Source organism: Colwellia polaris, from assembly GCF_002104515.1.
Classification (GTDB): domain Bacteria; phylum Pseudomonadota; class Gammaproteobacteria; order Enterobacterales; family Alteromonadaceae; genus Cognaticolwellia; species Cognaticolwellia polaris.
This window is the reverse complement of record NZ_NBOE01000008.1, coordinates 154,443-168,093: the sequence shown is the minus strand read 5'-3', so window position 1 is coordinate 168,093 and position 13,651 is coordinate 154,443. Positions and strand designations below refer to the sequence as shown.

The window sequence follows — 13,651 nt, the reverse complement described above, 5'->3', positions numbered from 1 at the left end:
ACCGACAATATCAGGCTAACAGTCTGAAAAATAATACAGTCCTATCGCTGCACTTTATTGGATTGAGGGTAGTATCTGACCGATATGCACGACTGCCAGTGAAGCAGTTTTTAAAAGCAATAGCGCTACTTCACTTATTCGGCGGGGCTTACACAATTGATACACTTTAATATTTGTGGGGATCCCTCAGTATCTGACCCTACTTTATTCTGGGTTTGAATTAGTGATTCGGCGCGGGTGGCAAAGAGCAGAAGGTGCTTTAACTTTTTGTTTTAGATGTTTTAGATGTTTTAGATGTTTTAGATGTTTTAGATGTTTTAGATGTTTTAGATGTTTTAGATGTTTTAGATGTTTTTAGTTTATAAATAAAAGTGGTGGACGATACTGGTCTTGAATTAGTGATTCGGTGCGGGTGATAAAGAGCAGAAGGTGCTTTAACTTTTTTTTTAGATGTTTGTAGTTTATAAATAAAAGTGGTGGACGATACTGGGCTTGAACCAGTGACCCCCGCCTTGTAAGGGCGGTGCTCTCCCAACTGAGCTAATCGTCCATTTTTTATTTTATACTTCTTTAATGGTAAAGAAGTGGTGGACGATACTGATATTTAACCAGTGATTCGGCGTGGGTGATAAAGAGTAGAAGGTGTTGACCTTATTTCTTTTCCAAACGCTAAATTGTCTACCTCACTTTTAATAAAGTGGTGGACGATACTGGGCTTGAACCAGTGACCCCCGCCTTGTAAGGGCGGTGCTCTCCCAACTGAGCTAATCGTCCAATCTAACAATTAAATAATGTTATAAATACATAAATATGGTGGACGATACTGGGCTTGAACCAGTGACCCCCGCCTTGTAAGGGCGGTGCTCTCCCAACTGAGCTAATCGTCCGATCTATAATAAACTGTATTTTCAGAGAAGTGGTGGACGATACTGGGCTTGAACCAGTGACCCCCGCCTTGTAAGGGCGGTGCTCTCCCAACTGAGCTAATCGTCCTTCTCTGTGGGGGCGTATTATAGGGAGATCGAAAAAGCTGTCAACCAAAAGTCGGTAATTTTTTATATTTTTTTTAACTATTTAGCTCGAACGCTTTAAAATTCGACAGAGTGGTGGTTTTGTGTGCTTTATTTTCAATTTTCGAGGTAGCACGATAATAAATTTAACATGTGAAAGGTGTATTTCCTGCGTGTGCCTGATAAAATGCCGACAACTTTTTTAATAACCTTTGTTTAATTTCTTTACTTACTTAGACAGAGATATACATCATTGAGATTTTTATGACTTTAACAACTCGATTTGCCCCTAGCCCAACAGGATATTTACATGTTGGTGGTGCACGTACTGCTTTATATAGTTGGCTTTATGCGCAAAAGAATGGCGGCGATTTTATTCTTAGAATCGAAGACACTGATTTAGAACGTTCAACACAAGCTTCTGTTGATGCGATTATGGACGGTATGAATTGGTTAGACTTACCTTGGACTCATGGCCCATACTTTCAAACTCAACGTTTTGACCGTTATAAAGAAGTGATTGAACAACTTCTTGCTTCTGGCAATGCTTATCGTTGTTATAGTACTGCTGAAGAAGTTGATGCTATGCGTGAAGAGGCTAAAGCAAAAGGCGAAATTGAGAAATACAATGGTTTGTGGCGTGACCGTTCTGATTACCCAGAAGATAAACCTTACGTTATTCGTTTTAAGAACCCATTAAATGGCGATGTTGTTATTAAAGATATGGTGAAAGGTGACATTACTATAAGTAATGAGCAACTTGACGATTTAATAATTGCACGTTCTGATGGTACGCCTACTTATAACTTAACTGTTGTGGTTGACGATTGGGATATGAAAGTTACTCATGTTGTGCGCGGTGACGACCATATTAGTAACACACCAAAACAAATTAATATTTTAATAGCCTTAGGTGCAACTGTACCTGAATATGCTCATATTCCTATGATATTAGGTGATGACGGCAAACGTTTATCTAAACGTCATGGTGCAGTTGGAGTAATGCAATATCGTGATGACGGTTATTTACCAGAAGCGCTTCTTAATTACTTGGTGCGTTTAGGTTGGTCACATGGCGATAAAGAAATATTCTCTCGTGAAGAAATGATTGAATTATTTGATCTTAAAGATTGTAATCGTGCTGCTTCTGGTTTTAACACAGATAAACTTATTTGGGTTAATCAGCATTATATGAAAACACTCGATCCTGTTTATGTTGCTACTCACCTAGAATGGCATATGAAAGCACAGGGCATTAACATTGAAAATGGCCCGGCGCTTGCTGAAATAGTTAAAATACAGGCAGATCGTGTTAAAACATTGAAAGAGATGGCAGAAATTAGCCGTTACTTCTATGAAGATTTTACTGAACTTGAAGCCAGTGCTGTTAAAAAACACTTACGTCCAGTAGTTAAAGCGCCATTGTTGTTAGTAAAAGAGAAGTTAGCTGCCTTAACTGATTGGTCACCAGCACCAATTCATGCCGCAATTAATGATACGGCGACTGAACTTGAAGTAGGTATGGGTAAAGTTGGTATGCCTTTACGTGTTGCTGCAACTGGTGGTGGTAATTCTCCTTCATTAGATATTACTTTAGCGTTGTTAGATCAACAAAAAGTATTAGCTAGAATTGATCAAGCGATAGCTGTTGTCGATGAACGTATCGCTAATAGTTAATTTATAGCGCTAATATGCTGTAAATATTTGATGAACAAAAGCCAGCGTAATTGCTGGCTTTTTCGTTTTCGCACTATTGTGTTAGAAGTTAAATGATTAAATGTTTCTACCATTGAGTACTCTTTGTATTTAAAAAATTAAGAGCTTAAGGGATTAAGGGCTTCTACCACCGAGGCACCGCGAGGCGCTTTGCGCTACACCGAGCAGTGATTAGTGATAAGAAAAGTGAATATGGGTAAGGTCTTACTTTAATGTTTCTTGTTCTTCTCGGTGCAGGACGAAGTCCCTTGGTGGTGATATCTCTTTGCTGTGTTTTAGATTTGTGTTCTTACTACTGGGGACTCTACGTTAATTAAGATTAATTACCCGGTAATTAGAAACACAAAAGCCAGCGTGAATGCTGGCTTTTTATGTTTAATGAAAAAACTAGGTTAGCTCTTCATTAAAATTTAGTGGTATCAGTAAATAAACCCACTTTTAAATCTTTAGCTGTATAAATTACACGGCCATCTACAGATACGGTGCCGTCAGCAATGCCCATAAAGAGTTTACGCTTAATTACGCGCTTTAGCGTAATTTTATAAGTTACTTTTTTCGCTGTTGGTAGAATTTGGCCAGTGAATTTAACTTCTCCTACACCTAAAGCACGTCCGTGACCTGGACCACCTGACCATGCTAGAAAGAAACCGGTTAATTGCCACATAGCATCTAAGCCCAAACAACCTGGCATTACTGGGTCGCCTTTAAAGTGACAATCGAAAAACCACAGATCCGGGGTTATATCTAATTCGGCAATAATTTCGCCTTTGCCATGCTCACCGCCATCATCGTTTATGCTAATAATTCTATCCATCATTAACATATTGTCAGAAGGTAACTGGCTGTTGCCAGGGCCAAACATTTCACCAGTACCTGCTTTTACTAGGTCTTCTTTCGAGAACGAGTTTTGTTGTTCCATGTGATCACTTAAATTTATTAATAATTTCAAAGCCGTTACTTTAGCGAACACTTGTACGCTAAACAACTCCGAACAGTTAAATAAATCTATATTTTACTTAACAAAGCCGGTTAAATTTGCCAGAATTAGTTATGCGTAACCGGTAACGTTTTAAAATGAAATTAGGTAAGTAATTGATGGATAATAAAAAGAAAGCATTAACTAATGCAGAAAAACAAAAGCGTTATCGTGAGCGACAAAAAGACAAAGGTAAAAAAGAAATGCGCGGTTATCTTTCTCCAGAAGCTCAAAAATGCTACGAATTGATTGCAGAACAAACAAAATGGAACGACAGTATTATTTTAAGTAATGCCGTGCGTTTAACTTATGCAGCATATAAAAATGGCCAAATTGGCTTATTAAATAACTGGCTAAATAAAAACGACCTGTAGTTTTTGTTATAAAAATCAGCATTTGTGCGCTTTGTGTACTAAATTAATAGTTCGGCTCGAATTTTGATTGTGTTAACAGCTTAATCGCTATATTATTTTGTCTTTACTCCGCTACTTTTTATAAAGTATTCATAAGGTAAACTTGCTTTGATAAATGTTTTGTTAGTTGATGACCACGAGTTGGTTCGTACTGGAATACGAAAAATCCTAGACGAAGTAAAAGGACTTAAGGTGATTGGTGAAGCCAAAACAGGCGAGGAAGCCGTTCAGTTTTGTCGTAAAGTCGAACCTAACGTGGTTCTGATGGATATGAACATGCCAGGCATTGGTGGTTTAGAAGCCACGAAAAAAATTATCCGTTATGCGCCTGACGTTAAAGTGATTGTATTAACCGTATATTGCGAAGACCCAATTCCTACCAAAGTTATGCAAATTGGCGCGGCAGGTTACCTAACTAAAGGTGCTGGCCCAGACGAAATGATTAATGCTATTCGTGCTGTTAATAGCGGTCAACGTTATATAACGCCAGAAATTGCTCAGCAAATGGCGTTAAGTCAGTTTAAGTCTCCTGATGAAAACCCTTTTAGTAGTTTGTCTGAACGTGAATTACAAATAATGCTGATGATCACAAGGGGCGAAAAAGTACCGAATATCTCTGAACAATTAGTACTAAGTACCAAAACTATTAACAGCTATCGCTACCGCATGTTTGAAAAGCTTAATGTTGGTAACGATGTTGAGTTAACGCATTTAGCAATTCGTCATGGCATGTTAAAAACCGAAGTTTTGTAGCATTGTCTGACCAGAGCCTATCAAATTATGAAACATTATTTGATCATAAAGCCTTTCTAGCCGCTGTTTCTGAACAAGCAGGGGTTTATCGTATGTACGATATAACCCAAACTGTTATTTATGTCGGTAAAGCTAAGCAGTTAAAAAAACGTTTAGCGAGTTATTTTCGAAAAGATGTTGGCAGTAATAAAACCCGCGCTTTAGTAAAACAGATTTCAGCTATAGACGTTACCGTTACCCATACGGAAGGCGAAGCGCTGATCCTTGAAAATAATTATATTAAGAAATACCAACCCAAATATAATATTTTACTGCGCGATGATAAATCTTATCCTTATTTGTTGATTACCGATCACAAACATCCAAAATTAGGTCTGCATCGCGGCGGTAAAAAAGTTAAGGGAGATTACTTCGGGCCTTATCCTACCGTAGGTGCAGTTTGGGAAAGCTTGCGCCTTATGCAAAAGCTTTTTCCATTGCGTCAATGTGAAGACAGTTATTACCGCGCCCGTAGTCGACCATGTTTACAGTATCAACTCGGTCGATGTTCAGCGCCTTGCGTAGATAAAATATCGCCTGAAGATTATCAAAAGCAGGTTCAGTTAGCGAAACTGTTTCTTAAAGGGAAAAGCTCAAAAGTTATTGAGCACCTAGTTGAGAACATGGAAAACGCTAGCAAAACTCTACATTTCGAACTGGCGGCAAAATATAGAGATCAAATATCGACATTACGTAAAGTACAGCAACAACAATTTGTGAGTGGCTCTGCCGCAGAAATGGACGTAATAGGGCTTCATCGTCATAAATCTCAAGCTTGTATTCATTTATTATTTATTCGTGATCATAAAATATTAGGCAGTAAAAGTTATTTCCCCACTGTGCCTGTTGATACGAGCGATGCTGAGATAATTGCCGCGTTTATTAGTCAACATTATATTGGTAATGATCTTAACTTAGGCGCTGTTCCTAAAGAAATTATTATTCCTGAGGCGATTGAAAGCCAAGAAGACATAATTCGAGTGATTATAGAGCAGGCAGAGCATGATGTTAAAATGTCGCATAATGTTCGCACTGAACGTGCCCAGTATCTGAAGTTGGCTTGTACCAATGCGGCGACAGCATTAATGACACGAAACTCTCACAAAGAATCTATGCAAGCTCGATTTTCAGCATTGAATGAAGTCTTTGAGCTACCTAATGGTATATCTCGTATTGAATGCTTTGATATTAGCCATACCATGGGACAACAAACTGTGGCGTCGAATGTGGTGTTTAACCAAGAAGGCCCATTAAAAAGTGATTACCGGCGTTATAACGTGCATGGCATTACCCCTGGCGATGATTATGCTGCTATGGCCTTTGCATTAGATAAACGCTACAGCAAAGTGACTAGTGAAGAGAAAATGCCTGACATTATTTTTATTGATGGCGGAAAAGGGCAGTTAGCCAAAGCAGAAGATTTTTTTGCTGGCGTTGATAAAGTAAAAACACCTTTATTAGTAGGGGTTGCCAAAGGTGAGTCGAGAAAACCAGGCCTTGAAACTCTAATTTTAGCTGGCAGTCATCAGTTAATATCTTTACCAGCTACATCGCCAGCTTTGCATCTAGTGCAACATATACGTGACGAATCGCATCGCTTTGCAATAACCGGGCATAGAGCTAAGCGACAAAAGGTAAGTAAAAAATCAACCTTAGAGAGTATTCCGGGTATTGGCGCTAAAAAAAGGCAGGCGCTTTTACAATATTTAGGTGGCTTACAAGAAGTTTTAAAAGCTGATAGAGCTACCTTAGAAAAAGTACCCGGTGTAAGTAAAATATTAGCAGAAAATATTTATGACGCCTTGCATGACAATTAACACGTGATCTGTGTAAAATGTCTGTAAATCTTGCTCAGTTACCGATAAGAATATAAAAACATATTATGTGGACCATCCCCAATCAAATTACTTTATTTAGAATTGTTTTAATCCCCGTTTTTATCGTGGTGTTTTATTTACCCGTTTCGTGGAACCATTTTGGCGCTTTTGTGGTCTTTTGGTTTGCTGCCATCAGTGACGCACTTGACGGCTATTTGGCACGAAAGTTAAATCAATCCTCAGCATTTGGTGCTTTTATTGACCCTGTAGCAGATAAACTCATGGTGGTTGCAGCTTTAGTCATTCTTATTCAAGATCTACAAGTATGGTGGATTTCTGTTTCGGCTATTTTAATGATTGCGCGTGAAATATTTATAAGTGCACTGCGTGAATTCATGTCTTCTCGTGGAAAAAGAGAAATAATTGCTGTTTCACAACTAGGTAAATATAAAACCGCGGCGCAAATGTTAGGTATTATGGGATTAATTTGGTATCCAACTTACGATATCCCACTAATTTTATTTGAATTTCCGCATGAAATATTACTTTTTGCGGCATATAGTTTTTATGCACTTGCTACAGTGCTTACTTTTTGGTCTATGGTGGTTTACTTTAAAGCCGCTTGGCCAGAGTTAAATAAGTAGTTTGTGATAAATAACCGTAATTTTAGTTAAAAAAACACCATATTAGTCGCTTTTTGAGCAGTCAAAATAAAATTGATATTAAAGGGTTGACTCATCAGTTTTTCAATGTAGAATGCGTTTCCAGTTGACAGGGAGTCAGCAGATGAAGCGGCTGTAGCTCAGCTGGTAGAGCATCACGTTGCCAACGTGAATGTCACGAGTTCGAGTCTCGTTAGCCGCTCCAATTCTCTTTAAGAGAAAAATTCAAGGAATACTACCTTACTCGTAGTTAATGAGATTGGCGGGTTGGCAGAGTGGCCATGCACCGGATTGCAAATCCGATTACCTCGGTTCGACTCCGGGACCCGCCTCCACATTGCCCGGGTGGTGGAATTGGTAGACACAAGGGATTTAAAATCCCTCGCTTGTAAGAGCGTGCCGGTTCAAGTCCGGCCCCGGGTACCATTTCATTAATGCAGTAGGGGTGTTAATACATATTGGCATATGTATAGATAGTTTTAAAATGAAGCGGCTGTAGCTCAGCTGGTAGAGCATCACGTTGCCAACGTGAATGTCACGAGTTCGAGTCTCGTTAGCCGCTCCAAATTTTAAAACATGTGTGAATGCTTTTTTTAAGATAAATTAGCTCTATGAAGCGGCTGTAGCTCAGCTGGTAGAGCATCACGTTGCCAACGTGAATGTCACGAGTTCGAGTCTCGTTAGCCGCTCCAATTTCGATAGTTTTTACTATCAAGTAGGGAACCAATCTCTACTATAAAAAAATACTTCTCGTTGCCCGGGTGGTGGAATTGGTAGACACAAGGGATTTAAAATCCCTCGCTTGTAAGAGCGTGCCGGTTCAAGTCCGGCCCCGGGTACCATTACTGGATATTTCAGTAAGCAGTATAAAGTTTTCTACGAAGCGGCTGTAGCTCAGCTGGTAGAGCATCACGTTGCCAACGTGAATGTCACGAGTTCGAGTCTCGTTAGCCGCTCCAATTTTTTATTAGTTTTATTGTTGATATTTTTTCAGTAAAACAACGTAGTTACCAAGATTACGTTAAAAATGCTCCTCGTTGCCCGGGTGGTGGAATTGGTAGACACAAGGGATTTAAAATCCCTCGCTTGTAAGAGCGTGCCGGTTCAAGTCCGGCCCCGGGTACCATCTTTATATTGAAATATCTATTCAGTAAATCCAAAACTTTTGTAACTCTATTTCTCTAAAAGTCTTTATCAATTACGATTTTATTTTAATAACTCTCTAGCGATAACTACAGACTAAATTTTTTGTCTTGTATTTAGATGTTCTCAAAATATTTATGCAGGTTGGTATTATACCCCTGTTAACATTGACAGAATGTAAGTTTATTAATAATTCTATGATAGCGCTCGCCAGAAACCTTTAAATGTTTACTTCTTGAAAGCTAAACAGATTTATTTATTGTTTTCTTGCAAGTAACTTTTCTTCAAATAGCTTCTTTCAAATAGCTTCTTTCAAATAGTTTCTTTCAAATAGTGCTGCCAAGCAATTCTCGCATTGTGTTTAATCACAATATCCTGCTGTTGCTTTAAAATGTGTGTCTGTATTGCTTATTGACTTAGATCACTGTAAGCATCAATCACATGTTTTGAACTCAACGAAGGTTGTAGTGAATTTGTTATAAGATTTGGTATCAGAATAGAATCTCTATAAGTAATATTTATACCAATTGATATAAACAATCGATCACTCTAAAGCGGTTTAAATATCTAGTATCTACGTTGCTTTCAATCCCAATAGCCTGCTATTGCTTAATCAAGCGACTTGCTACTGAAAATTTATCCTCGTTTAAAATTGATCGATTCATTAAGTCAATTGGTATTATTTAACAAAAATTTAACTTATAGAAGTTTCCTTATTTTGGTTAAGTTTAGTATCATCTAGCGCTGACTGTTTATGCGTAATTTAACGTAAGCTAATGAGTAACATACCTCGTTTAAACAATAACAATAACAATTAACCCCAAAAGAACCCTAGTTTTATAGAAGCCCAGTCAACTATATTGCAACAGTTCACAGAGAAATTATGTCTATTCGACCTCCACAACAATTAAATATTTTAATCGCCATGTATCTTGGCTATGCCGCCATGATGATCTGTCGCCAAATGGTGACCATTTTAAGTCCGGCTATGCTTGCTGACGATACTTTGGGCTTAACAAAAACAAATATAGGTGATTTTGCCGCTTATGGCACCTTAGGTGCGCTAGTGGGGAAACTCATCTGGGGGCCTCTTGCCGATATCATTGGTGGGCGCTTTACTTTTTTAATCGGTATTTTTCTTACCGCGCTATTTGTTATCGCTTTTGGACTTTCGCCTAATGTAATGGCTTTTACCGGGTTTTCATTTCTACTTTATTGCACAAAGTCTTCAGGCTGGCCTGGTATGACTAAGTTGGTAGGAGAATGGTATCACCCGCATCATTACGGACGAGTGTGGAGCATTATTTCTACCAGTTCTAGATTCAGTGTAGTGTTAGCTACACTATTTTTCGGTTGGTTGCTGAGTTTTATGCATTGGCGAACAGTAGCCTTTATCGCTGCCGCATTTGCACTCGTTATTTTTATTGGCTGTTATTTTTTCTTGAAAGAGAAGCCTGAAAACCCCAATTTTTTCAGAGAAAATGAAAACAATAACCCTGATACTAGTGCCGAAGGAATAGCGATGGCAATAGCATCAAAACAAGCAATTGAGAACAAGTACAACCATCCGCTAAAAGGCACAAGTATGATGGGTGGTATGTTGGCATTTGTGAAAAGCCCAAGAGTTTGGTTGGTAGTGCTCATGTTAATGATGCTTACTTGTATGATGGCCTTTTTAGACTTTGTGTCGGTTTATCTGATGGAAACTTACCAATTATCTCCATCGCAGGCAGCAATGGCCTCTACTATATTCCCGATCGGTTCTTTGGTTGGGTTGTTAGCTTCGATAGCATTTTATGACCGTTTTTCAAAAAAGGGGATCCGTACTGTATTGACTATAGCAATGACGCTTAGTTTATTAAGTGTACTTACCTTGAAATACCTATATTGGTTTAATTTGAGTGTTGAAGTTAATTACTTTGTGGCGCTAGGCGCAATATTCTTGTTTGCCTTTTCAATTTCTCCAGCCTATTACTTGCCGATGTCAATATTTTCTATCGAATACGGTGGGCCGCATAGTGCAAAATTGGTGAGTTTGATTGATGCTTTCGGTTTTGCAGCAAGTGCAATGTTTGCTTTTATTGGGGGAAGGTTGGCAGATAGTGTGGGTGGCTGGTCTAGCTTTATGAACATGCTGATATTAATTTCTTCTGTTGGCATTATCTCAGTTTGGGGATTTATGCATGCTGAATATAAAGCGGCAAAATTAGGAGAAGCTTTACTTAAACGTTAATTAAGCGTTAATGACCTAAAATTTTTAGTGCCTTTAAATATTGAGTCACTATTCGCTGAAGTAATTTTGTTAAACTGTTCAACAAGAACTTCAGCTAAATAGGCGTTTTTCACCGAAGATTGCAGTTTATTTTGCCTATATTCAGTAATCTTTTAAATATTGTAGTATGCTGTAGCGTAAAATTACTAGATAAAAGTCATGAAATTATAAGACAGATAAACTTTATGCGACTGCCGTTATTTATTTGTAACGGTGAGTCGTAAAGATGTAGTAGGAGTTACTAGGTAATAGATAAAGGGATGTTGTTGTCGATAAATGCTTTGCATCAAAATCAATATATTAATCTCCCTAGCGTCAATTAAAGCTCACTACGTCGTATGAAGATAATCAACCAAGATAATCAACTAAGATAATAAAAGAGGATACACATGTATCAAAAGAACCGACCCGTTAAAACAGCATTGACTATGGCGATTACTCTCGCATTATGCAATGGCAACGTACAAGCTCAAGAAAATAGTACATTAGAACAAAAAGAAGTTGAGACTGAACGTCAAATTGAAACTATTGTCGTTACTTCCACTCGAAGATCAGAGAATCAACAAACGGTACCACTCGCTGTACAAACAATGAGTGGTGCAAAACTTCAAGCGTTAGGTGTTGATAGCTTTGGCGATTACATCGCAATGCTACCAGGTGTAAGCTCTGAAGGCCAAGGACCTGGTAAACAAGAAACATATATTCGTGGTGTATCGGCAGGTCGTGCCGATGTTAGACTTGCCGGCATTGGTGGCGAGCCAAGTGTTGCCACTTATCTTGATGAAGCACCAGTGACCACTCCCGGTCGTAATATAGATTTATATGCAGTTGATTTGCAACGCATTGAAGTTTTAAAAGGTCCTCAAGGCACATTATTTGGTGCTAGCTCACAAGCGGGTACTGTGCGCCTTATTACGAATAAACCAGTATTGGACGAATTTAGAGCTGGTGGTCAAATAGGTATGTCATCTACTAAAAGTGGTGGCATAAGTAATAAATCTGAGGGTTATATTAATGTTCCTATTGTAGACGATAAATTTGCAATTCGTGTTGCTGCTTATAACTCTACAGATGCTGGCTTTATTGATAATCCTCTTGCCACGACGCAATTACCATTGACTAATCCAGCGTTGGGTGGAAATGTACCTTCGTCTCGACAGGAAGTAAGTAACGCCACGCTTGCAAAAGACGATTACAATGAAGCGACATTCCGCGGCATGAGAGTCAGTGCATTATGGCAAATCAATAACGAATGGGATTTGTTAGTACAGCACACAAGCCAACAGCTAGATACCGAAGGCTCTTTCGAATACGATCCCGCTATTAGTTCTGAAGATGACTTAAATGTTTCGACTTTCTCTCCTACTGACGGCGATGACAAGGTAGACCTTACACAATGGACTGTGAATGGCATGCTTGGTGGCCTAGAAGTAATCTATAATGGCTCATTCACCAGCCGAACGTTCCAAGGTAATACTGATTATACCGCTTATATTGAAATAGGCCCTTTTGTTCCTTACTACATTTGTAGTTACCCAGGTTATGATGAATGTTTTAGTCCTGTGATGACGACTTCTGAACAATTTGAAACGGAACGTAGCGTGCACGAAATTCGTGTTGCAACAAATGCTAATGATCGTTTTAGAGCGATTGGTGGTGTGTTTTATGATGATCAACAACTTAACACTTTAACCGATTTTAACTATGCAGGTTCTATTGCTGCTGGTTTCTCGCCAAACTTTCCGATACCAGGCGCTTTCACTAATACAGACGGTAGTGCTCGACCAGCTGGCGTAACCTACTTCAATGATTACCAAACCGATCGTGAAGAGATATCGGTATTCGGTGAACTTGCTTATGATATTACTGACGATTTAACCGTAACTGTTGGTGCCCGTCGCTATGACATTGAAATGGGCTTAAAGGGGCAGTCGCCTTTTGGCCAACGAGCGTCTGGACCAGAAGCTGATGCTGGAACAAATGTAGATTCAAGACTAGAAGGTTTGACTCCTTCAACCATATCAGGAACCATTTACAAAGCGAATATCCGCTGGAAAATGAATGCTGATGCAATGTTCTACGCTACGTATTCTGAAGGCTTTAGAGGCGGCGGATTTAACCGCTCAGTTGGTACTGGCGGGATCCCGGCTACGTTCGATACCGATGATGTAGTCAGTGTTGAATTAGGTTGGAAAACCGCATGGCTAAATAACACATTACGCTTTAACGGCGCTATATATAATGTTGACTTTACTGATATGCAACAAGGTGTTCTTGATCTGAGTATCGCCAATAACTCATTCTTTGACAATGTTGGATCGGCCGAAATCAATGGTTTAGAGTTTGAACTTAACTGGGCTGCAACCGATAACGTTGATGTTTTTGGTTCATTTAGTTATATCGATTCAGAATTGACTGATATTCCAAATACACTGGTGAATATTACACCTGTAGGCTCAAACCTTCCTTATGCACCTGAAACTGAAGGCGTTATTGGCGCAAGTTACTACCAAGAAATAGGTGATTTTTCTGCTGTGTTTCAAGGTATATTTAAGTGGACAGACTCACGATTTAATAGCCTAGTTGAAGCTGATCGCGTTGAGTTACCGTCATATACTCAAGTTAACTTGTCAGCTTCTATTGGTAAAGATGACTGGAAAGCAACGCTCTTTATTGACAATGCTACAGACTCGCTTGGGCAAGTTGCAGCAGGTTCAGCCGATAATGTATATAGGGTTTCGCCAACAAGACCTCGTACTATTGGTTTTAGAGTAAGCTATGATTATTAGCATTTTAAGATAATTTAAAATACGTAAGGGTCGGCGTTTAATCATGTCGACCCTTCTTACT

General features: G+C 38.9%; 8 protein-coding genes and 12 tRNA genes. 15 read left to right on the top strand and 5 right to left on the bottom strand.

The annotated features are described in order from the left end of the window. Positions 1-474 precede the first annotated feature (474 nt). From B6A32_RS13645 to B6A32_RS13630, 4 genes are all read right to left on the bottom strand, one after another. Positions 475-550 (bottom strand) — tRNA-Val (locus B6A32_RS13645). Between the two features lie 148 nt (positions 551-698). Next, positions 699-774 (bottom strand) — tRNA-Val (locus tag B6A32_RS13640). 37 nt (positions 775-811) lie between these two features. After that, positions 812-887, bottom strand: a tRNA-Val gene (locus tag B6A32_RS13635). Positions 888-917: 30 nt separating this feature from the next. After that, positions 918-993: transfer RNA gene (locus B6A32_RS13630), tRNA-Val, on the bottom strand. Between the two features lie 281 nt (positions 994-1,274). Between B6A32_RS13630 and gltX the strand changes: the two genes are divergently transcribed. After that, complete coding sequence (gene gltX, locus B6A32_RS13625; protein ID WP_085304991.1) at positions 1,275-2,687, top strand: glutamate--tRNA ligase; 1,413 nt, start codon at positions 1,275-1,277, stop codon at positions 2,685-2,687. A 442-nt stretch (positions 2,688-3,129) separates the two neighbouring features. Here the strand turns inward: gltX and fabA are convergent, their stop codons facing one another. Further along, positions 3,130-3,645: a bifunctional 3-hydroxydecanoyl-ACP dehydratase/trans-2-decenoyl-ACP isomerase gene (gene fabA / locus B6A32_RS13620; protein WP_085304989.1), complete on the bottom strand. Its 516-nt coding sequence runs from the start codon at positions 3,643-3,645 to the stop codon at positions 3,130-3,132. Between the two features lie 176 nt (positions 3,646-3,821). On the opposite strand from fabA, the gene B6A32_RS13615 reads away from it, so the two are divergent. The 14 genes from B6A32_RS13615 to B6A32_RS13550 all read left to right on the top strand — a co-directional run bounded on the left by B6A32_RS13615 (position 3,822) and on the right by B6A32_RS13550 (position 13,590). After that, complete coding sequence (locus tag B6A32_RS13615; protein WP_198946919.1) at positions 3,822-4,076, top strand: anticodon-binding domain-containing protein; 255 nt, start codon at positions 3,822-3,824, stop codon at positions 4,074-4,076. Between the two features lie 147 nt (positions 4,077-4,223). Continuing rightward, a complete protein-coding gene (gene uvrY, locus B6A32_RS13610; protein WP_085304985.1) occupies positions 4,224-4,868 on the top strand; it encodes a UvrY/SirA/GacA family response regulator transcription factor in 645 nt (214 codons plus the stop codon). Between the two features lie 2 nt (positions 4,869-4,870). Next, the gene (uvrC, locus tag B6A32_RS13605) at positions 4,871-6,724 is read left to right on the top strand and encodes an excinuclease ABC subunit UvrC (RefSeq protein WP_085304983.1); all 1,854 of its coding nucleotides are present in this window, start codon (positions 4,871-4,873) and stop codon (positions 6,722-6,724) included. A 65-nt stretch (positions 6,725-6,789) separates the two neighbouring features. Further along, a complete protein-coding gene (pgsA, locus tag B6A32_RS13600; RefSeq protein WP_101685963.1) occupies positions 6,790-7,368 on the top strand; it encodes a CDP-diacylglycerol--glycerol-3-phosphate 3-phosphatidyltransferase in 579 nt (192 codons plus the stop codon). A gap of 147 nt (positions 7,369-7,515) precedes the next feature. After that, a tRNA-Gly gene (locus B6A32_RS13595) sits at positions 7,516-7,591 on the top strand. A 56-nt stretch (positions 7,592-7,647) separates the two neighbouring features. Next, a tRNA-Cys gene (locus tag B6A32_RS13590) sits at positions 7,648-7,721 on the top strand. Between the two features lie 4 nt (positions 7,722-7,725). After that, a tRNA-Leu gene (locus B6A32_RS13585) sits at positions 7,726-7,812 on the top strand. Positions 7,813-7,875: 63 nt separating this feature from the next. Beyond that, positions 7,876-7,951 (top strand) — tRNA-Gly (locus tag B6A32_RS13580). Between the two features lie 51 nt (positions 7,952-8,002). Then, positions 8,003-8,078: transfer RNA gene (locus tag B6A32_RS13575), tRNA-Gly, on the top strand. A 63-nt stretch (positions 8,079-8,141) separates the two neighbouring features. Further along, positions 8,142-8,228: transfer RNA gene (locus B6A32_RS13570), tRNA-Leu, on the top strand. 41 nt (positions 8,229-8,269) lie between these two features. Next, positions 8,270-8,345, top strand: a tRNA-Gly gene (locus tag B6A32_RS13565). An 80-nt stretch (positions 8,346-8,425) separates the two neighbouring features. Beyond that, a tRNA-Leu gene (locus tag B6A32_RS13560) sits at positions 8,426-8,512 on the top strand. Positions 8,513-9,412: 900 nt separating this feature from the next. Next, the gene (locus B6A32_RS13555; RefSeq protein WP_085304979.1) at positions 9,413-10,762 is read left to right on the top strand and encodes an MFS transporter; all 1,350 of its coding nucleotides are present in this window, start codon (positions 9,413-9,415) and stop codon (positions 10,760-10,762) included. 428 nt (positions 10,763-11,190) lie between these two features. Further along, the gene (locus B6A32_RS13550) at positions 11,191-13,590 is read left to right on the top strand and encodes a TonB-dependent receptor (RefSeq protein WP_085304977.1); all 2,400 of its coding nucleotides are present in this window, start codon (positions 11,191-11,193) and stop codon (positions 13,588-13,590) included. Positions 13,591-13,651 lie beyond the last annotated feature (61 nt).